Here is a 19,094-nt window from a genome sequence, read left to right as displayed (position 1 = left end):
GTGCGTCCGGCGAAACCCGTGCGGCGCGGCACTGTCCTAGGGTCGGACCATGGAGCCGCAGGTACGGGGCGTCACCGAGCATCTGGAGCGGGTGCTCGCCCTGGTCGCGCCCCTGCCTGCCGGGCACCGCGACCTGGCCGAGGCGTTGGGCGAGGTGGTGGCCGAGGACCTGTACGCGTCGGCGTCCGTCCCGCCCTTCGACAGCGCCGCGATGGACGGGTACGCCGTGCGCCTGGCGGACCTGCCCTCCGACGGCTCGTCGGTGACCCTCCGGGTCATCGGGGACGTCGCCGCCGGCCCGGGCGCTCCCGCCGGAGTGGGGCCGGGCCAGGCCGTGCGCATCATGACGGGCGCGCCGCTGCCGCCGGGCGCGGACGCCGTCGTGCCCGTGGAGCACACGTCGACCGGGCGGTTCGTCGCGGGTGCGACCCGGTCGGAGGACTCCGTCGTCCTCGCCCGCCGTCCGCGGGCGCACGTCCGGGGCGCCGGCGAGGACGTCCGGCAGGGAGAGCTGCTGGCGCGCGCGGGTACAGAGCTGACGGCGGCGCTCGTCGGCGCGCTGGCCGCGTCCGGCACGGTGCGCGTCTCCGTCCGACGGCGGCCGCTGGTCGCCGTCATCTCCACGGGTTCGGAGCTGGTGCCGGTCGGCGAGGCGCTCGGTCCCGGTCAGATCACGGACTCCAACGGGCCGATGCTCGCGGCCGCGGCCCGGGCGGCAGGGGCCGACGTCGTCCGGCTCGGGCCGGTGTCCGACGATCCCGAGGAACTGCGCGCCGCGCTCGACGCGGCACGTGTCGGTGGCGCCGACCTGATCGTGACCGCGGGCGGCGTCTCGGCCGGCGCGGCGGACGTGGTGCGCGAGGTGCTGGCGGCGTCCGGCCCGGCGGCGGGCCCCGTGACGGACGCCGACGTCGCGAGCGTCGCGATGTCGCCCGGCAAGCCGCAGGCGCTGGCGCGCTGGGGCGGCGTCCCGTGGCTGGCCCTGCCCGGCAACCCCGTGGGCGCGTATGCGTCGTTCGAGCTGTTCGCGCGGCCGGCGATCGACCGGCTCCGGGGTCTCGGGGGCGCGGCGGAAGGCCTACCCAGCCAGGGACGTAACGCTGAGCGAGCACTGCTACCCCTCCGTTACCCCCTCGGCCAGGCATACCGTTCCCTCCGCGCCGCCACGGCGTGGTCCAGCCCCGCGGGCCGGCTCCAGGCGCTGCCCGTCCGGTGGGTCGACGGCGGGGTCGAGCCCGCCGGGTCGCACCACTCCCTGTCCGCGCTGGCCGACGCCGACGGCCTCGCCCTCGTGCCGCCGGACGTCGAGAAGGTACGGGCCGGCGACGTCGTCCAGGTGCTGATGCTGCGATGACCAGGGCCGCTCCCCGGGTCGGGTACGACGCCGTCGTGCTGGCCGGCGGCCGGGCCTCCCGGCTGGACGGCACCTCCAAGGCGGGCCTCGTCGTGGGCGGAACGCGGCTGCTCGACCGTGCGCTCGCGGCGAGCGCGCGGGCTCGCCGCGTCGTGATCGTGGGACCGCCGGAGCTGGCACGCGCGCTCCCGGCCCGCGACCCGGCGTCGGGCTACGCGGGACCCACACCCCTCCTGACCAGGGAGGACCCGCCGTTCGGCGGGCCCGTGGCCGGCCTCGCCGCCGGTCTGCGCGCCCTGCCCGACCCCGGTGCGTCGTGGGTGCTGCTCCTCGCCGTGGACGTGCCGCGCGCCGCCCGGGCGATCGCGCACCTCGAAGAGGCTGTTTCACGTGAACCGGCGGACGGCGCCTACCTGACGCGCGGGGGCCGGGCCCAGTGGCTGGTCGGCCTCTACCGCCGCGCGGCGCTCGACGGCGCGCTGGACGGGATCGAGACGGACGGGGCGCCGATGAAGCGGCTGGTCGGCGCGCTCCGGTGCACCGAGGTGCCGGACCCGGCAGGCTGGAGCGACGACATCGACACCCCCGCCGACGTGGCCCGCTACCGGAAAGACGTGAGATGACAGACCTCAAGCAGTGGATCTCCGACCTGGAGTCGGAGCTCGGCCTCCCCACCGGGACCATCGACATGAAGAAGGTGCTGGACCTCGCCCGGGACGCCGCGCACGCCGTCGAGCGTCCGGCGGCCCCGCTGACCACGTACGCCGTCGGCTACGCGGACGGCCTGGCCGCGGCCGGCGCGCTCGTCGCCGAACCGGACCCGACGCAGAAGGCGACCGACCTGGCGGCCCGCTGGGTCACCGACTGATCTCCGCACCCGGCTGGGAGCATTGTCAGTGGTGCCGCCTATCGTTGGCGGCATGGACCGGAACAGGCTCGAGTTCGCGGTGGTCCCCACCGCGATCGGCGAGTGCGCGCTCGTCTGGAACGAGGACGCGGAGATCGTCGGCTCGACACTCCCCCACGGCAGCGCCGACCAGGTTCGAGGCGCGGTGCGCGGCTGGTACCCGGGCGCCGTCGAGGCCCCGCCCGACCCGGTCGCGGCTGCCGTCGAGGCGCTGAAGCACCTGCTCGACGACGGCGTCGGCGACCTCGCGGAGGTGCCCCTGAACATGAGCGCCGTGCCCGACTTCGACCGCCGGGTGTACGAGATCGTGCGGGCCATCCCGCCGGGCGAGACCCGCACGTACGGCGAGGTGGCGACGGAGCTCGGCGCGCCGGGCGCCGCCCAGGCCGTGGGCCAGGCGATGGGCCGCAACCCGTTCCCGCCCATCGTGCCGTGCCACCGCGTGCTGGCCGCGGGCCGCCGCATCGGCGGGTTCTCGGCCCGCGGCGGCCCGCGCACCAAGCTGCGCATGCTGGAGAAGGAGGGCGTCTACCTGGAACAGCCCACGCTCTTCGATCTGTGAGCTGCCCCAGGTCCGCTCAGCGGACCGCGCCGGTCAGCGCACTGGTGACGGTCTTCGTCGTGTAGCCGGTGCGTGAGCCGGTGACCGTCACGACGACCCGCTTGCCCTTGGCCGAGGCGGGCACCTTGAAGAAGTAGTTCGTCGCACCCTTGACCGCGACGCCCCCGACCTTCCACTGGTACTTCACCGTGGACGGCTGCGGCGTCCACGTGCCCCGCACGGCCTTCAGCGTGGAGCCGACCTTGACGGTGCCCGTGATCTTGGTGGCCGGCGCGACAAACGTGCCGGCCTTCACGGCCGCCGTCGACGGACTCGCGAGGGTCTTGGTCGTGTAGCCCGACTTCGAGCCCGTGATCGCGACCGACACCTTCTTGCCCTTGGCCGACGCCGGGACGGTCCAGGTCTTCGACGTCGCACCGGAGACCGCCTTGCCGTCCAGGCGCCACTGGTACTTCACCGTCGTGGGGGTGGGTGTCCAGGTCCACCGGTTCGCGGTGAGGGTCTTGCCGACCTGGACGGTGCCCGCGACGGAGGGGGACCGGGAGGCCACGAAGTTCGACCCGACCGTCAGCGTTCCTCGCCACTGCGCCGGGGCGGTCGGGGCATACCAACCATAGAATCGGCTCTCGGGGATGTACTTCGCCTTGATGGCGTACTGCCCGTCCGGCAAGGCGTTCGAGTCGATGTCCACCACGACCGGATCGGTCGATCTCACACTCACATAGCCGAGATTCACGTCGTCGCCCGTGTATCCGAGGTCATCGTCATCTTCTCCGATGACTGCTCGCAGCAAGACCTCGCCGACGGGAACCGTCTCGTCCTCAACGTTCACGATGAAGGACGCGGTGACATCACTACCCGGTGGATAGCTGGCCGGCACGTCTGCCGCGAGTTGCGTAGCTGCTGGCGGGAGCACCTCGAACGTCGCTGTCGCGTAGGTGAACCGGCCTATCGGGCTGATGAAACCGAAGCCGAACTTGCGAGTGCCGGGTCCCTGGATCGAGCTCGCGATGCTTTCGTCCGTCTCGAGCCGGATCGTACCTACGCCATCCGATAATTCGAACGCGCACAGTGCGTCCGTGCGTTCGCTGTAGTCCACAAGACAGAGTTTTCCGTCCGGACGATAGACGCCGTCGAGAGCAACCTCGACCCGTGCGTTCACCGGCTGACCGATCCGCACGCTCTCCGGAACGGTGACGTTGATGCTCAGATCCAGGACTTCATGTGCCCAGATAGCGTACGTGCTACCCCACGGGTCTTCGCTGATCGCGATGAATCGATCTGTTCCCGCAGGTAGGTCGGGCATGGTGAGCGGCTTGCCCCACGTCGTCAAAGAGCCGTCGCTCAGGATGTAAGCGCCCGTCCTGGCTCCCGCTGAGAGCCCGACGACCGAAGATCCATCCGGCGGCTGCGGCGGAACCAGGGTGGTGGAGCCGAACGACATGACCGCGCCTGTGGTCGAGGTGGCCAGTCCGTAGACCCTGCCTGCGTCGACGCCTACGAATGTCGAGCCGCTCGGAGCAGTATGGACCTCACCGACGTAGGGGTCCGGGCCTTCTGCGTAACCGCACGTCACGACAGCACCATCAGATCGGAGTGCCATCCAGCTCCCGCCCGCCGCGCTGATCGCCGTGTACCGAGTCCCGCCGACCGGCACCAAGTGGTCGAGGCACCTGAGACGCGGCCTGTCGACGGGCATGGCGAAACCGACGATCTCTCCGTTACCGCGGAGCGCATAGAACAGATGGTCGCCGGCAGCGACGGCGGAGTAGCCGAGATCCTGCGGATCCTCGGGAAGGATCTCCTGCCACCCCGAGAAGGCGGTTGTGAGATCGCCGTCACCTGTCACCACGAACGCGGACCCGTAGCTCGAGCTACCTGCCATGCTGAGGACGCCGTTCTCGGCCGGCACGTCCGGCATCCAGTTGCCGCCGTCGTCGAACTGTTCGATCGAGCCATCGCTCCGGTAGACCGCTGCGCTCCGGGAGAACGATACGAATGCCGTGTCCAGCACACCGTCCTCGACGCTCATCTCACCGGAGAACGGATACCCGCCGCCCTTCGTCATCGAGTACGACGCGCCTTCGATAGAGAACGGATCGATCTGGATGAGGCGCCCGCCAACCGGTGCCGGGGTGCCCTCTTGGACGAAGCGGTCGATGTAGGTGTTATCCGCTGCCTGGGTGTCTGCAGCCTCGCTTCCTGAGATGTCCTGCGCGGTCGCCGTGGACGGGAACATTCCTGCAATGAGCGCGCCCGTCATTGCTCCGGCAAGGACGGCTTGCGTCGTCGCACGGCGTGAAGCCCTGTTGTCCGTAGCGTGCATAGAGTTTCCTCGCTGGTGAGGTGTTACCTGAAGAATGACGCGAACTTCGTCAGCGGACCATGCTGGTCAACGCGCTGGTCACCGTCTTTGTCACGTAGCCCGTCCTCGAACCGGTGACCACGACGGCGACCCGCTTGCCCTTGGCGGAGGCGGGCACCTTGAAGAAGTAGTTCGTCGCGCCCTTGACCGCGACGCCGCCGACCTTCCACTGGTACTTCACCGTGGACGGCTGCGGCGTCCACGTGCCCCGCACGGCCTTGATCGTGGAACCGACCTTGAGCGTGCCCGTAATCTTCGTCGCCGGCGCGACAAACGCGCCAGCCTTGACGGCGGCCGTCGCGGGGCTCGCCAGGGACTTGGTCGTGTAGCCCGTCTTCGACCCCGTGATCGCCACGGACACCTTCTTGCCCTTGGCCGAAGCCGGGACGGTCCAGGTCTTCGACGTCGCGCCGGAGACGGACTTGCCGTCGAGACGCCACTGGTACTTCACCGTCGTGGGCGTCGGGGTCCAGGTCCAGCGATTGGCCGTGAGGGTCTTGCCGACCTGGACGGTGCCCGCGACGGAGGGGGACCGGGAGGCCACGAACGTCAGCGGTGTGACCGTCACGGTCCGCGTCGTGCTCCACTTCGGCGCACCGGGGAACGCCTGGTAGGTGAAGCTGAGCGCCTTTGTTCCTGCGCCCAGCGCCAGGGGGTCGAGCTCCAGCTCCTCGGTGCGCTCGTCGAAGGACGCGCTTCCCACGGTGACCGAGCCAGACTTCACCGTCACCGTCCCGTAGGGAGTGACGGCATCCGCACTGAGGGTCACCGAGGCCGTGGGGACATCCCCAAAGGTGTACGACGTGGGGCCGGTTACCGTGATGGCAGGCGGCGGCGGTGTCGGTGCATTGAACGAGACGTAGAACTCGTGAACTGTCTGCTTGCTGACATTACCCACCTCGTCGACCGCGTCGATCCACAGATAGTTCAGGCCAGCCCTCGAAGGCGCAATCTGCAGGACTGTGTTCTCGGTTGCGGCAATCTCGTTCGAAGGAGTCTGCGTGTTGATGCCGTACCGATACCTCGCAACGTCATCCGACGAACTCGTCAACAGGAACGAGCCGGTAACCCCGAGGCCACCCCTGACGGTTCGTTCGAGGTAGACCGCCTGGTCACCCACCAAGGGCACGATGACTGGCGCTGCAGGAGAGCTGATGTCAACGGAGAACGCACATGAGGCGGTCGAGCCGTTGAGACCGCCGTCGTCAGTTCCCAGCACTGACCATACGTACCGGCCATCGTGCTCCAGAATCCCTGAAGGCACCGAGATGCTGTGCCGACGCGTGTGCGAATAGGACTCTGAGCCTTCCCAGAGCACGGTGTCGGGAGCACTGGCCTGAGCAACTCGGAACGTCGCGAACACCGGAGCACTGTCGTCAGGCGTGCCGCCTGGGTCGGGATCGGTGATGTCCGCTGACAGGCGGGGCGCGGTTGTGCGCACGACTTGCCCCGAGACGCATGGCTCACCATCGCCCCAGTCGCTGGATCCTGTCTTCAGGTTGGTCGGCGTCAGTGGCGCCCTGTTGAAACGGACGACAAGAGTCGCACTCTGCTTGAACGAGGTCCAGCCGCACGTCATGCACGTTTCGTCTGCAGCTCGCACGCCGATGGTCACCGAGGAGCGGTCGGCCCTGGCGGCGTTGACCGCAATCTGAGTCGCGTCGAAGTCGAAGAACCCCAGGTAGTGAGGAGTCTGCTCGCATGCTCCCCAGTAGAACGTGGAGCCTCCCACGCGCCGGCTCTCGGTCCAGGCCGTCGTGCTCGCCCAGCCAGTGGCTGACGAGATGCGCGGGATGTCGTAGAGGTCCAGGCGACTCGGCGTGCAGTGCACGTCATCGAGCCAGGCTTCATCGCTGTTCGCGAAGAACTCGGCCGAGGTGATGTCCCCGGGTTCGAGCTCGCTCAAGATGTCGACGCCGTCGAACTGCCAGACAAGGCGCTGGATCCCGGCGGCGTCGCAGACCTCGGCATACTCGGCCGGGTCGCAGTAGCCGACCCACTGCGTACCGGTCCAGTTGTATCCCGATGGTCCGGAGGGTCGGAGAACGGTGTTCGCCGACGACTGCGAGACGACATTGGGGTCGACCGCCGACGTCTCGAACCGCATGGATCCGCCGGGCTCGGCGTAGAGCGTCGCGCCGTCTTCCGCACCGGTGAGCACCTCGACGTCCTCGCCGCATGCGGCCGCGAGCGCAGACGCCTCGGCCTCGCCCTGAGCAGTGCCGTCGCAGTCGGCGGCGAGCGACGGTGTCGCTTCGGCGGCGGCCGCCGTCGGCGAGACGAAAGCACCGAACAGCAGCCCGGCTGCTGTGGCTCCGGCAATGAGAGAGCGCTTCATCCATGTCCTCCTGAGACATCGGTCGACCTGCGCAACTGCGTGAACCTATCGACGCGACGCCGGGCCGCTCAGCCAATTAGCGGGTGAACTCTGTTGATTTGGTTTAATTCGCCCCTGTTCCGTTCGGCCCCTTGACCACGCCTTGTCCGGCAACCCGGATGCGACACTGTCCTGCGTGCCCGACGTCCCCACCCACCCCCTCCTCGACGTGCTCCTCGCCGGTGGCGCACGCGCCGAGCGGCTGACGGCGTCGCGCACCTTCCCGGAGCGCACGGCCGAGCACGTGGACTGGCCGGACTGGGCGGACGCGACAGTTGTGCAGGGGTACCGGAAGCTCGGCGTCGACCGGCCGTGGACACACCAGGCCGTGGCCGCCGACCTGGTGCACCAGGGTCGGCACACCGCCCTGGCCACGTCCACGGGATCGGGCAAGTCGCTCGCGTTCTGGCTGCCCGCGCTGTCGGCGGTCCGGACCGCGGCGGCCGCCGCGACGCTCGACCCCGGGAACATCGCCTCGGCGCACGTGCGGCCCACGACCATCTACCTCAGCCCCACCAAGGCGCTGGCCGCCGACCAGCTCAGCGCGCTGGAACGCGTCCTCGACGCGGCCGGCACGCGCGACGTCCGCGTCGCCACGTGCGACGGCGACACCTCGCGCGAGGAGAGGTCCTGGGTCCAGGACCACGCCGACGTCGTCCTCACCAACCCCGACTTTCTGCACTACGCCCTGCTACCCAACCATCGTCGCTGGTCACGGCTGCTCAAGGGGCTGCGGTACGTCGTCGTCGACGAGGGGCACGCCTACCGCGGCGTCTTCGGCGCGCACGTCTCGCTCGTGCTGCGCCGGCTCGCGCGGCTCGCGGCGCGGTACGGGGAGGGCTCGCCCACGTTCGTGGTCGCCTCGGCGACGACGGCGGAGCCCGCCGTCAGCGCGGCCCGTCTCATCGGGGTGTCGCCCGACGACGTCACGGCCGTCACCGAGGACGCCTCGCCGTCGGGACGCCGGACCGTGGTGCTGTGGCAGCCGCCGGAGATCGCCTCCTGGCGCCCGCCTGTGGACGGTGCTGCCGCGGAGGCCTCCGGCGGGCCCCGCGACGAGCCGGTCTCGATGCGACGTGCCGACCCCCAGGAGCCCGACCCCTGGGCGCTGCCCGGCGAAGACTCGGAGGCCGACCCCGTCGCGACCACTGCGCCGCCGGAGCATCCGCGCCGGTCTGCCACCGCGGAGGTCGCCGACCTGCTGGCCGACCTCGCCGAGGCCGGCGCCCGCAGCCTCGCGTTCACGCGGTCGCGGCGCGGGGCGGAGTCGGTGGCCCAGCAGGCCCGCGACCATCTGCGGCACTCCGCGCCCGAGGCCGGGCGGCGGATCGCCGCCTACCGCGGCGGCTACCTCCCCGAGGAGCGCCGCGAGCTGGAGCAGGCCCTCCGCACGGGCGAGCTGCTCGGCCTGGCGACCACCAATGCGCTGGAGCTGGGCGTGGACATCTCCGGCCTCGACGCGGTGCTCATCGCGGGCTGGCCCGGTACTCGCATGTCGCTGTGGCAGCAGGCGGGCCGCGCGGGTCGGGCCGGGGCGGACGGCCTGGTCGCCTTCGTCGCGCGCGAGGACCCGCTCGACACCTACCTCGTGACCCACCCGGAGGCGGTGTTCGACGCCCCGCTCGAGGCCACGGTGTTCGATCCCGCGAACCCGCACGTCCTGGCGCCGCACCTGTGCGCGGCGGCCCAGGAGGCGCCGCTCCGCTCCGAGGACCTCGCGGCGTTCGGCGACGCCGGCCACGTGCGCGGGATCCTCGACGTGCTGGTCGCCCGGGGCGCGCTCCGGCGTCGGACCTCCGGGTGGTACTGGACCCACCACCAGCCCGCCGCGGGCCTGACCGATTTGCGCGGCGCGGGCGGCACGCCCGTCCGCGTGGTCGAGCAGGGCACGGGACGGATGCTCGGCACGGTCGACGCGGCCTCGGCGGACGGTCAGGTGCACGACGGCGCCGTCTACGTGCACCAGGGCACCACCTACGTGGTGGCGCACCTCGACCTGACCGACCACACCGCCGTCGTGCAGCGGCGGCGGCTCGACTACGGGACGTGGTCGCGCTCGGTCATGTCGGTGGCGATCGAGGGGTGGGACCAGTCGCCCGGCGGCGAAGCCGCCGCTCAGGAGGACGACGGTCCCGGCCACGACCTGGTCACCCGCGAGTGGGGACCGGTGACGTGGGGCCTCGGCCCCGTGGAGGTGACATCGCAGGTGGTGAGCTTCCAGCGCCGTCGTGTCCCGGACATGCAGGTGCTGGGGACGGAGCAGCTCGAGCTGCCCGAGCACACCCTCGGGACGGTCGCGGTCTGGTGGTCGGTCCCGGAGTTCGTGCTGCGCGCCGCGGACATCTCGCCCGAGCAGGCGCCGGGCGCGCTGCACGCGGCGGAGCACGCATCGATCGGGCTGCTGCCCCTGCTGGCGACCTGCGACCGCTGGGACCTCGGCGGGGTCTCGACCGAGCTGCACCCCGACACCGGCGAGGCGACCGTGTTCGTCTACGACGCCTACCCGGGCGGCGCGGGCTTCGCGGAACGGGCCTACGACCTGGGCGCGACGTGGCTCCGGGCGACCCGCGACGCGATCGCGGCCTGCCCCTGTGCGGACGGCTGCCCGGCGTGCGTGCAGTCGCCCAAGTGTGGCAACTACAACGCGCCGCTCGACAAGGACGCCGCGGTGCGGCTCCTGGACGCCGTGCTGTCCCACGACCCGCGGGCGGCGGCGCCGGCGGGCGACCTGCCGACGCCGTAGCGACACTTACCCCGGCGTAACCGGGCAGCCTTCCGTATGCGACATTCACCCGATATGTTCCCCGGGACCAGGCCGTTCGTCGCGAGGGAGCACGCCGATGCGAGTCCACCACGTCCGGGTGGAGCAGGTCGCCGCAGCCGCCGTCGCCGCACTCACGGCACTGGCCCTGGCCGCCGGGACGGTTCCCGCGGCAGCGGTTCCAGCGGCTGAGGCGCCGGCCGCCGAGGTTCGGGCCGCCGAGGCGCCGACCGCTGAAGTGTCGGCCGCCGAGATTCCGGCCGAGACCCCGTACGTCCTCGACGACGACGGCGTCACGGCCCCCGTCTACGACTACGCGGGCGCGATCCGCGAGTCGGTGAACGTGATCGCGCCGGACCTGGACGGCGACGGCGACGCCGAGGAGATCCGCGCCGACATCATCCGCCCCGCCGAGCTCGACGGCGTCGCCGAGGTGCCCGTCGTGATGGACGCCAGCCCGTACTACGCGTGCTGCGGCCGGGGCAACGAGAGCGAGCTCAAGGAGTACGACGCGGCCGGGGACCCCTCGCTGTTCCCGCTCTACTACGACAACTGGTTCGTGCCGCGCGGGTACGCGTACGTGGCGGTCGACATGGCCGGGACCGGCTGGTCCACGGGCTGCACGGACCACGGCGGGCCCTCCGACGTGCTCTCGGTGAAGGCCGTCGTGGACTGGCTGAACGGCAGGGCGACGGCGGTGGACCCGGACACCGGGGAGCCCGTGGTCGCCGACTGGACCACGGGGAGGACCGGCATGATCGGCAAGTCCTACGACGGCACGCTCGCCAACGGCGTCGCCGCGACCGGCGTCGAGGGGCTGGAGACGATCGTGCCGATCGGCGCGATCAGCTCCTGGTACGACTACGACCGGGCGCAGGGCCTCCCGTTCTCGGCGAACTACCCGCGATTCCTCATGGGCTACGTGGCCGGCGGCCGGCACGTCGCGACGGACTGCTCGGCGATCACCGAGGCCCTGAACACGGCGGCCGACGACGCGTCCGGCGCCCACAACGCCTTCTGGGCCGAGCGCGACTACCGTTCCGGCTCCCTGTTCGACGCCGCGCAGGTCACCGCCAGCGTCTTTGTCGTGCACGGCGCGCAGGACACCAACGTCGACACCCCCAACTTCTCCCGCTGGTGGACGGCGCTCGGCGAGCAGGGCGTGGAGCGCAAGCTGTGGCTCACGCGGCTGGGGCACGTCGACCCGTTCGACTCGGACCGGGCCGAGTGGGTGGACACCCTGCACCGCTGGTTCGACCACGAGCTGCTCGGCGTCGACAACGGGGTCACGGACGAACCCGCGGTGCGGGTCGAGGTCGCGCCGAACGAGGTCGTCACCTCGGACACCTGGCCGGTCACGGACCGTACCGCCCGGTTGCGGCCGCGCGCGGACGGCAGCCTCGCGCTCGGCGCGCGCGGCCGCGCGGCCGACGCCGGCTGGGTGAACGCCCCGAACCAGACCTTCAACACGGCCCTGACCGCGGGCACCAACCCGAACCGGCTGCTCTTCCGCACCGGCACGCTGACGGACGACCTGCGGCTCTCGGGGGCGGCATCGGTGACGACGACCGTCACCCACGGCGCACCGACCGGCCAGATCACGGTGGGGCTCGTCGACTACGGCGTGATGGACCGGGTGCTCACCGGGGGCGAGGGCGCGACGACCCTCGGCACCGAGTCCTGCTACGGCGAGTCCGCCGGGGTCGACGACGCCTGCTACCGCGACGTGGTCCGGAACATCGGTTCCACGGAGCTCCAGGTGCTAGGTCGCGGCTGGGCCCGGCTCGACGGCGCCGGCACGCATACCGTGACCGTCGAGATGCAGACGAACGACCTGGTCGTCCCCGCCGGGCACCAGCTCGGGCTCGTGGTCATGGGCACCGACCGGGGCGCCACCGTGACCGTGGACCGCGCGGCGACGCAGTACTCGGTCGACCTCGGCGCCACGACGCTGAACCTGCCCGTGTCCGGTCCGATGACGAGCTTCACGCCCGGCCACAGCCTGGTGCCGGACGCCGCCGACGTCACCCGGTCGGCGCTCCTGCCCGAGACCCGGGTGGTCGTGCCGCGGTAACGCGCGCCTGCCGCGGGGAGGCACGCCTCCCCGCGGCGGGGGCTACTCGCCCAGCCGCTTGAACGGGCTCGTCGAGAACACCACCTCGACCGCCACGCCGAAGTACTCCGCGATGCGCAGCGCGAGGAACAGCGACGGGCTGTACTCGCCCCGTTCGAGGTAGCCCACGGTCTGGTAGTGCACGCCGAGCGCGTCGGCGAGCTCCCGCCGCGAGATACCGCGTTCGGCACGCAGCATCGCTATGCGGTTGTGGACGACGTCGGCCTGCTCCCCCACCAGCTCAGTACCCCTTGGCCATGTAACGCTCCCGCGCCGCCGCCACCGTGGAACCCGACTCCCGCCGGGCCATCCTGCGAAGCACGATCGGCGCGAGCACCATACCCACAACCGCCCAGAGACCGAGCACCGCGAACATCTCGGCCGTGCGCCACGACTCGCCGATCTCCGCCGTGACCATGCTCTCGGGAAGCATCGCCGACCGGGCGCCCAGCCCGAGCCAGTAGTACGGGAACACCTGCCCCACCCACTGCAGCCACTCGGGCAGCGCCGTGATCGGGTAGAAGATCCCGGACGGCACGATCAGGAGCATGGAACCCAGGAACAGCAGCCCCGTCTGCGAGGCGCTCTTGAACAGCGACCCGAGCGCCACGCTGATCGGCACGGTGGCGACCATCCCGACCAGGAAGACCAGCGTCAGCAGGACGACGGTGCGGCCGTCGAGCCGCAGCTCTCCCGCAACCGTGACGGCGGGGATGACCAGCACGATCAGACCCACCAGGGTGGTCAGCGCGAACATCAAGATCTTGCCGACCAGGTAGCCCAGCATCCCGTTGGGCGTCGCCTTGGCCCGGAGCAGCGTCCCGTCCTCCCGGTCGACGGCGATCGTGCTGGCGGGGCCGGTCAGCCCGCCGAACGCGATGCTCATGCCGACCAGGCTCGGCAGCACCATGGCACCCAGCGCGAAGTCGGTGCCAGGGACGGTGCTGCCCCGCATGAACAGCAGGACCACCGCGTAGATGACCGGGAACGCGAGGATCCAGACGAGGTCGCTCGCGCTCGTGACCGAGTACTTGGTCTCGAGCCAGCCCCGGACGAGCCCGGCCCGGACGGCAGCCCGGCGCGCGTCGTTCTGCGTGCGCCTGTCGGCGGTCGCGGTCGCGGTCATGACTGCACTCCCTCGCTCTGCTCGGCCCGGTCGGTCCGGCCCTGCCCCGCCGGCGGCTCGGCGTTGTCCGACCCTGCGTCGTCCGACACCGCGCCGTCCGACTTCGGCCGGTAGGTCTCGGCCCGGTGCACGAGCGCCATGTAGGTGTCCTCGAGGCTGGCTCGCTTGACCTCGAGCTCGCTGACGTCGGGGTCGCCCGCCAACAGCCGGCGGACGAACGCGGTGGGATCGCCCTCGGTCACCGCGTGGATGTTCCGGTGCCCCTCGGACGTCCAGCGCACCTCCGCCTGGGTGGTCAGCTCGCATGCCAGCTGTTCCGCCGACCCGTTGGCGACGACCACACCCCCGTCGAGCACGAGGATCCGGTCCGCGAGCTTCTCGGCCTCGTCGAGGTCGTGCGTCGTGAGCAGGACCGTCGTGTTCTCGAAGTCGGCCAACCGGTGCACCAGGTCGTGGAACTCGCGCCGGGCGTGCGGATCGAAGCCCGCCGTCGGCTCGTCGAGGAACACGAGCTCCGGACGCCCGACGATCCCGATGGCCACGTCGAGGCGGCGCCGCTGCCCGCCCGAGAGCGTCTGGACCTTGGCGTTGGTCTGCTCCGCGAGGCCGACCACCGTGATCAGCTCGTCCACGTCCCACGGCCGCGACACCTCGGCGGTCGAGTAGGGGACGTAGAACCGTGCGAGGTATCCGAGCAGGTCCCGCACCCGCCACCGGCCGTGGTCCCGCCATGACTGGAGCACGACGCCCAGCCGTGCGCGCCACGCCTCGTCGCCGTGCGCCGGGTCCTGCCCGAGCACCGCGACCTCGCCGGCCGACCGCATCCGGAAGCCCTCGAGGATCTCGATCGTGGTGGTCTTGCCGGCGCCGTTGGGCCCGAGCAGGGCGACGACCTCGCCGCGCTGCGCCGTGAAGGACACGCCCTTGAGCACGTCCTTCGTCCCGTATCTCATCCGTAGGTCACGCACGTCGAGCGCCACGTCGCTCGACGGCGGAGGTCGGTCCTGTGCAGTCATCGCACTCTCCATACCATCCATAGCAGTGATACTACGATCTGTCGGGGTTCCACGTCATCCCCTTTTCCCGTTCCGGAACAACCCGGGGACCGGCCCGCGCCGTGGCTCGTGCCGACCCGAGCGCGCCGCCGAGCTCCCCGGCCGGCCCGACCGCCGCGCGCGTAGCGGCGACCCGCACCACCCCTCCCCCGAGCACCTCGCACGACACGACCTCCGCGCCGTTGCGCACGACGGCGGCGCCCGCCGTCCCGCACGGGTCGAACCCGTCGCGCAGTGCGGTCGCGCCGGCGATCGCCCCGAGGTCGGCCGCCGCCTGCGCGGTGCCGCGCGCGCTCTGGGCCGCGCCGAGCGCGGCGATGCCGACCGCGAGGAGCAGCGCCGCGGCGACGATGCCGAGCACCAGGACGGTGCCGGCGCCGCGCTCGGGATCGCACCCGACGCCACCGCGCCCGGTGCCACGCCCCACGCCGCCCCGCCCGGGGCCGTCGACCGACCTCACGGCTCCACCCAGGCCGCCGCCGTCCCGCTGGCCCGCAGCGGGCCAGACACCCAGCCGCCGGAGACCGGCCGCGTGACGGTCACCCGTACCCACTCGCCCTCCCGCGCGAGCGACATCTCGGCCTCGGGCCCGCCCACCCGCGCGACGACCGCCGCCACGGCGTCGCCCTGCTCCCCGATCGCCACCGCCCGCGCCCCCGCGCGGGCCGCGTCCAGGGCGCGCATCTGCGCCGTGGACGCGGCCACGAGGGTGAGCACGGCGACGAGCACGAGGACGACGACCGGCAGCCCGATGGCCAGCTCGGCCGTGACCGTGCCGCGTTCCGACTCACGCTCCGCCATGGATCAGCCGGCCGCCAGCGCCGACTGGATGAGCGACGTGAGCATCGACTTCACGTCACCGCCCTTGAGGACCGCCATCAGCGCGCCCGCGAAGGCGGCCGCGGCGAGCGTCGCGATCGCGTACTCGGCCGTGGCCAGCCCGCGCTCTGACTCGCGCCCGTCGGCCTCCGTCCGCGACCGGTCGTCCGGCTCGGGACAGGCAACCGCTGTCGTGATCGTCATGTCTTCTCCTTCTGCTCCGCCCGCTCGCACGCCTCCCGGCCTGCTCGCGGGCACCCTGTACGGCCCGTCGCGACGGGCCCCGTCCGCCGTACGGCGGACGGCACCGGCGCACCTGGGCGCGCCGAAGTCCTCATCTCTCGTCGGGTGCCGGCCACCCGGCGCCCGTGTCCCGCCTCAGCCCGTGAGCAGGTCGATACCCAGGGCCAACAGCACCGGGACCAGGCCCACCAGCACGAACGCCGGCAGGTAGCAGACGCCCAGCGGCAGCACGAGCCGCACCCCGAGCCGTGCCGCGGCGGTCCGGCTCGCCGCGCTCCGCACGTGCCGCACCTCCGCCCCGGCGGCACGCAACGCCTCGCCCGGCGCGGCGCCGTCGAGCCACGCACCCCGCAGCGCGTGCACCACCGGGCCGAGCGCCTCCGGCGCATGGGCCCACGCCCGCTCCCAGGCGGCGCCGAGCACGAGTGCGTGAGCTGCGCGGACGAGCACCTGACCGTCGGGACCGTCGACGGCGGTGCCCACCGCCTGCAGCGCGCGCGGCACCCCCGCCCCGGACCGCATCGCGGCCGCCAGCAGCTCCAGCACCACCTGGACGTCGACGCCGGGCCGTTCCGCCCCACCCGCCGTGGCCACCAGCCGGTCCGACCAGACGCGCCCCACCACGAGCAGCACCACACCGGCCACCAGAGCCCCGGTTCCGACGCCGCCGTCCGTGGCCGTGCCCACCGGGTCGGCGCCGAGCACCCACCCGAGAAGCCCACCCGCGACCGGCAGCCACATGAGCAGCCGTCCCGTGGTCCGCGGCCCGGCGAGCGCCGCGGCCCGTTCGGCCTGCGCCTCGGCCTCCGCGACCAGGGTTGCCGCGACCTGCTCCAGCACCCGGCCGAGCGGCGCCCCGACGTCGAGCGCGAGCCTGGTCGCCGCGACCACCGCCTCCGCGTGCCGGGGGCCGAGCACCCGGCCCAGCGCGTCGACGTCGGGCACCCCCGCAAGGTCGACGCCCACCCCCGCGGCGCGCGACCACGCGGCACCGGGCGGCGAACCTGCCTTGAGCAGCGCGACGACCTGCAGCACGACGACGCGGACGTCTCCGCCCGCTCCCCGCGCGCCCGCTCCCCGCCCGCCCGCACCTCGCCCGCCCGCACCTCTGCGGCCCGACCGGGCGGTCACCGGGCCGGCCGTACCGGGGGCGACGGCGACTCCCGCCGCAGGACCGCTCGCGCCCGGTCCGGCGAGCACCTCGCGCAACCGCCGACCACCGCGCGCCAGCACCAGCCAGACGCCGGCCGCCACGAGCAGACCCACGCCGAGCGACTCCACGACTCTCAGCACGCTCCGTACCTCCCCACCAGCTCGCTCCACGTGCTCGGATCCGTCGTCCACCCGCCGTTGCCGTCCCAGCGCCCGGCAGTGCGCACCTCCAGCCCGCCGTCAGGGCCTCTGCCCACGAGCCCGATCTCCGCCAGGTACCGCGTCCCCTGCCCGCGCCGCAGGTGCAGGATCACGTCCAACGCACCCACCGCCTGTGCGGCCACCGCCTCCCGGGTCATCCCGGCCAGGCCCGCGAGCGCCTCCAGCCGGGCCGGCACCACGCCGACGGCGTTGGCGTGCAGCGTCGCGAAGCCGCCGTCGTGGCCGGTGTTCATCGCCATGAGGACCTCGCGCACCTCGGCGCCACGGCACTCGCCGAGCACTATCCGGTCGGGCCGCATGCGCAGGGCGTTCCGCACCAGGTCGGCCAGGTCCACGGCGCCGGCGCCCTCGACGTTGGCGCGCCGCGCGGCGAGGTGCACGACGTGCGGGTGGGCGGGTCGCAGCTCGCGCGCCTCCTCGACGGTCACCACGCGTTCCCCGTCCGGCACCAGGGAGAGGAGCGCGGAGAGCAGCGTCGTCTTGCCGGTGCCCGTACCCCCGCTGATCAGCACGTTCGCCCGGCTCCGCACGAGGGAGCGCAGCAGACCTGCCCACTGCCTCGGCAGCGCGCCGCCGGCCACGAGTTCGTCGAGCGTGAACGCGCGGGTGCGCAGCACGCGCAGGGAGATCAGGGCGCCCGTCTCGGCCAGGGGTTCGAGCACGGCGTGCAGCCGGGTGCCGTCGGGCAGGCGCGCGTCCACGGTGGGGCAGGCGTCGTCGAGTCGCTGACCGCCGAGCGCCGCCAGGCGGACGGCGAGCGCCCGCACCCCGGCGGCCGACCCCAGGTCGACCGCGACCCGCTCCAGACCGGCGCCCCGCTCGACCCATACGTCGCGCGGGCCGTTGACCAGCACGTCGGTGACGTCGGGCGCGTCGAGGAACGGCTGCAGCGGGCCGGCGCCGGTGAGCTCGGCCCGGGCCGCCCGCTCCAGGTCCCGCAGGGCGTCGGACCCGAGCACGCGCCCGGACTCGCGGACGGCGGCACGCACGGCGGCGTCCGCGCCTGCGCGCCCCGTCGCGAGCCGCGCGCGGACGTCGTCGAGCAGGGACGGCTCGACCGAGGGCGCGGTCACAGCGCGGCCGCCATGTCGGCGGCGAACCGGCCGAGCACGGTCCGGTGCGCCACGGCGGGACCCTCGCCGCGCTCGATCGCCCGTGCGAGCCCGGCGTCCCGGCCGAGGACCCCGATCGTGGGCAGCCCGAGCGCGGCGGCGACGTCGTCGGGGTCGACCGTGCCGGGCGCGGGGCCGCGTGCCACCACGCGCACGTCGGTCACGTCCGCGGCGCGAAGGGCGTCGCGCACCCGCTGCGCGCCGACGGCCGCGGACAGGGTCAGGGGGACGACGAGCAGCACCGTCTCGCAGGCCGCGAGGAGCGCCCGCACCGCCCGGGCACCACCGGATACCTCGTCCGGAAAGCCGCCGCCGCTCCGCCGGGTGGCACTGTCCCAGCCGCCAGGCCGCGGCAGGTCGAGCACGAGCGTCTCGCCGGCGCGCACGAGCCCGCGGCACACGCCGAGCACCACGTCATCGTCCGGCGGCGGCCCCGATGCCGTGCCGCTCAGCACGGGTACCGCGCCCCAGCGGGGCAGCGCCGCGACCACGCCGAGCCCGTCGACCTCGCCGCGCGCCTCGACGAGGTCGGGCCAGCGTGCGCCGCGGCCGTCGTCGGCCCCGAGCAGCAGGTCCGTACCCGGCGCGTGCGCGTCCAGGTCGACGAGCGTGGCGCGCTCGCCACCACGGCGCAGGCCGTGCGCGACGCACGCCGCCACCACTGACGTGCCCGCGCCGCCGCATGCCCCGACCACGCCGATCACGCGGCCCGGCTCCGGCCGGGCACCACCCGTCGTGCTGATCATCGCGCCCCCTCCGGCACAGGACCGGCAGCCGGTCGGCCGCCGTCCCGGGCACTCCGCCCGGGCTCCTCGACCAGGTTGGCCGCCAGGCCGCACCCCGTGCTGCGCGCCTCGGCGCGACTGTGCACGGACGGCGAGAAGTAGTGCCTGTGGTCGGGCTCCGACGCCCGTCCCGCCGTGCGG

At 72.8% G+C, this 19,094-nt stretch carries 17 protein-coding genes; 6 read left to right on the top strand and 11 right to left on the bottom strand.

Going from position 1 to position 19,094, the window contains the following annotated elements:
• The first annotated feature begins 49 nt into the window (after positions 1–49).
• The 4 genes from glp to ACFWEJ_RS00240 are packed head-to-tail and all read left to right on the top strand — an operon-like array spanning position 50 to position 2,823.
• Entirely contained in the window at positions 50–1,354 is a 1,305-nt protein-coding gene (glp, locus tag ACFWEJ_RS00255; protein WP_377227191.1) for a gephyrin-like molybdotransferase Glp, read from the top strand.
• A complete protein-coding gene (locus ACFWEJ_RS00250) occupies positions 1,351–1,977 on the top strand; it encodes a molybdenum cofactor guanylyltransferase (RefSeq protein WP_377227190.1) in 627 nt (208 codons plus the stop codon). The genes glp and ACFWEJ_RS00250 overlap by 4 nt, the downstream gene beginning before the upstream one ends.
• Entirely contained in the window at positions 1,974–2,222 is a 249-nt protein-coding gene (locus tag ACFWEJ_RS00245) for a DUF6457 domain-containing protein (protein WP_377227189.1), read from the top strand. The genes ACFWEJ_RS00250 and ACFWEJ_RS00245 overlap by 4 nt, the downstream gene beginning before the upstream one ends.
• A gap of 52 nt (positions 2,223–2,274) precedes the next feature.
• Entirely contained in the window at positions 2,275–2,823 is a 549-nt protein-coding gene (locus ACFWEJ_RS00240; protein ID WP_377227188.1) for a methylated-DNA--[protein]-cysteine S-methyltransferase, read from the top strand.
• Positions 2,824–2,839: 16 nt separating this feature from the next.
• Here the strand turns inward: ACFWEJ_RS00240 and ACFWEJ_RS00235 are convergent, their stop codons facing one another.
• Positions 2,840–5,149: a hypothetical protein gene (locus ACFWEJ_RS00235; protein ID WP_377227187.1), complete on the bottom strand. Its 2,310-nt coding sequence runs from the start codon at positions 5,147–5,149 to the stop codon at positions 2,840–2,842.
• Between the two features lie 49 nt (positions 5,150–5,198).
• The gene (locus tag ACFWEJ_RS00230; RefSeq protein ID WP_377227186.1) at positions 5,199–7,526 is read right to left on the bottom strand and encodes a hypothetical protein; all 2,328 of its coding nucleotides are present in this window, start codon (positions 7,524–7,526) and stop codon (positions 5,199–5,201) included.
• 175 nt (positions 7,527–7,701) lie between these two features.
• On the opposite strand from ACFWEJ_RS00230, the gene ACFWEJ_RS00225 reads away from it, so the two are divergent.
• On the top strand, positions 7,702–10,308 hold the full coding sequence (locus ACFWEJ_RS00225; protein WP_377227185.1) for a DEAD/DEAH box helicase: 2,607 nt from the start codon (positions 7,702–7,704) through the stop codon (positions 10,306–10,308).
• A 97-nt stretch (positions 10,309–10,405) separates the two neighbouring features.
• On the top strand, positions 10,406–12,400 hold the full coding sequence (locus ACFWEJ_RS00220) for a CocE/NonD family hydrolase (protein ID WP_377227184.1): 1,995 nt from the start codon (positions 10,406–10,408) through the stop codon (positions 12,398–12,400).
• 42 nt (positions 12,401–12,442) lie between these two features.
• On the opposite strand, the gene ACFWEJ_RS00215 is transcribed toward ACFWEJ_RS00220, so the two are convergent.
• The 9 genes from ACFWEJ_RS00215 to ACFWEJ_RS00175 all read right to left on the bottom strand — a co-directional run bounded on the left by ACFWEJ_RS00215 (position 12,443) and on the right by ACFWEJ_RS00175 (position 18,914).
• Positions 12,443–12,676 carry a helix-turn-helix transcriptional regulator gene (locus ACFWEJ_RS00215; protein WP_377227183.1) on the bottom strand — a complete coding sequence of 78 codons (234 nt, stop codon included), beginning with the start codon at positions 12,674–12,676 and terminating at the stop codon, positions 12,443–12,445.
• Positions 12,677–12,680: 4 nt separating this feature from the next.
• Entirely contained in the window at positions 12,681–13,565 is an 885-nt protein-coding gene (locus tag ACFWEJ_RS00210) for an ABC transporter permease (protein WP_377227182.1), read from the bottom strand.
• Positions 13,562–14,581, bottom strand: coding sequence for an ABC transporter ATP-binding protein (locus tag ACFWEJ_RS00205; RefSeq protein ID WP_377227181.1), 1,020 nt, complete (start codon positions 14,579–14,581; stop codon positions 13,562–13,564). Before ACFWEJ_RS00205 ends, ACFWEJ_RS00210 begins: the two co-directional genes overlap by 4 nt.
• Before the next feature lie 31 nt (positions 14,582–14,612).
• On the bottom strand, positions 14,613–15,080 hold the full coding sequence (locus tag ACFWEJ_RS00200) for an Rv3654c family TadE-like protein (protein WP_377227180.1): 468 nt from the start codon (positions 15,078–15,080) through the stop codon (positions 14,613–14,615).
• A complete protein-coding gene (locus tag ACFWEJ_RS00195; RefSeq protein WP_377227179.1) occupies positions 15,077–15,421 on the bottom strand; it encodes a TadE family type IV pilus minor pilin in 345 nt (114 codons plus the stop codon). The genes ACFWEJ_RS00200 and ACFWEJ_RS00195 overlap by 4 nt, the downstream gene beginning before the upstream one ends.
• Positions 15,422–15,424: 3 nt before the next feature.
• A complete protein-coding gene (locus tag ACFWEJ_RS00190) occupies positions 15,425–15,643 on the bottom strand; it encodes a DUF4244 domain-containing protein (protein ID WP_377227178.1) in 219 nt (72 codons plus the stop codon).
• Positions 15,644–15,817: 174 nt separating this feature from the next.
• The gene (locus ACFWEJ_RS00185; RefSeq protein ID WP_377227177.1) at positions 15,818–16,975 is read right to left on the bottom strand and encodes a type II secretion system F family protein; all 1,158 of its coding nucleotides are present in this window, start codon (positions 16,973–16,975) and stop codon (positions 15,818–15,820) included.
• A complete protein-coding gene (locus ACFWEJ_RS00180) occupies positions 16,969–18,129 on the bottom strand; it encodes a TadA family conjugal transfer-associated ATPase (RefSeq protein ID WP_377227176.1) in 1,161 nt (386 codons plus the stop codon). The genes ACFWEJ_RS00185 and ACFWEJ_RS00180 overlap by 7 nt, the downstream gene beginning before the upstream one ends.
• Entirely contained in the window at positions 18,126–18,914 is a 789-nt protein-coding gene (locus ACFWEJ_RS00175) for a pilus assembly protein FlpE (protein ID WP_377227175.1), read from the bottom strand. Before ACFWEJ_RS00175 ends, ACFWEJ_RS00180 begins: the two co-directional genes overlap by 4 nt.
• Between the last annotated feature and the right edge of the window lie 180 nt (positions 18,915–19,094).

This window comes from Promicromonospora sp. NPDC060204, assembly GCF_042728455.1.
In the GTDB taxonomy this organism is placed as follows: Bacteria; Actinomycetota; Actinomycetes; order Actinomycetales; family Cellulomonadaceae; genus Promicromonospora.
Note: the sequence above shows the minus strand (reverse complement) of the source record. Positions and strands in the feature narration are given on the sequence as shown.

Excerpts from the sequence above, each read along its gene's own strand:
- glp (WP_377227191.1), top strand. The coding sequence starts at position 50 with ATGGAGCCGCAGGTACGGGGCGTCACCGAGCATCTGGAGCGGGTGCTC.
- ACFWEJ_RS00250 (WP_377227190.1), top strand. The coding sequence starts at position 1,351 with ATGACCAGGGCCGCTCCCCGGGTCGGGTACGACGCCGTCGTGCTGGCC.
- ACFWEJ_RS00245 (WP_377227189.1), top strand. The coding sequence starts at position 1,974 with ATGACAGACCTCAAGCAGTGGATCTCCGACCTGGAGTCGGAGCTCGGC.
- ACFWEJ_RS00240 (WP_377227188.1), top strand. The coding sequence starts at position 2,275 with ATGGACCGGAACAGGCTCGAGTTCGCGGTGGTCCCCACCGCGATCGGC.
- ACFWEJ_RS00235 (WP_377227187.1), bottom strand. The coding sequence starts at position 5,149 with ATGCACGCTACGGACAACAGGGCTTCACGCCGTGCGACGACGCAAGCC.
- ACFWEJ_RS00230 (WP_377227186.1), bottom strand. The coding sequence starts at position 7,526 with ATGAAGCGCTCTCTCATTGCCGGAGCCACAGCAGCCGGGCTGCTGTTC.
- ACFWEJ_RS00220 (WP_377227184.1), top strand. The coding sequence starts at position 10,406 with ATGCGAGTCCACCACGTCCGGGTGGAGCAGGTCGCCGCAGCCGCCGTC.
- ACFWEJ_RS00210 (WP_377227182.1), bottom strand. The coding sequence starts at position 13,565 with ATGACCGCGACCGCGACCGCCGACAGGCGCACGCAGAACGACGCGCGC.
- ACFWEJ_RS00205 (WP_377227181.1), bottom strand. The coding sequence starts at position 14,581 with ATGACTGCACAGGACCGACCTCCGCCGTCGAGCGACGTGGCGCTCGAC.
- ACFWEJ_RS00195 (WP_377227179.1), bottom strand. The coding sequence starts at position 15,421 with ATGGCGGAGCGTGAGTCGGAACGCGGCACGGTCACGGCCGAGCTGGCC.
- ACFWEJ_RS00190 (WP_377227178.1), bottom strand. The coding sequence starts at position 15,643 with ATGACGATCACGACAGCGGTTGCCTGTCCCGAGCCGGACGACCGGTCG.
- ACFWEJ_RS00175 (WP_377227175.1), bottom strand. The coding sequence starts at position 18,914 with ATGATCAGCACGACGGGTGGTGCCCGGCCGGAGCCGGGCCGCGTGATC.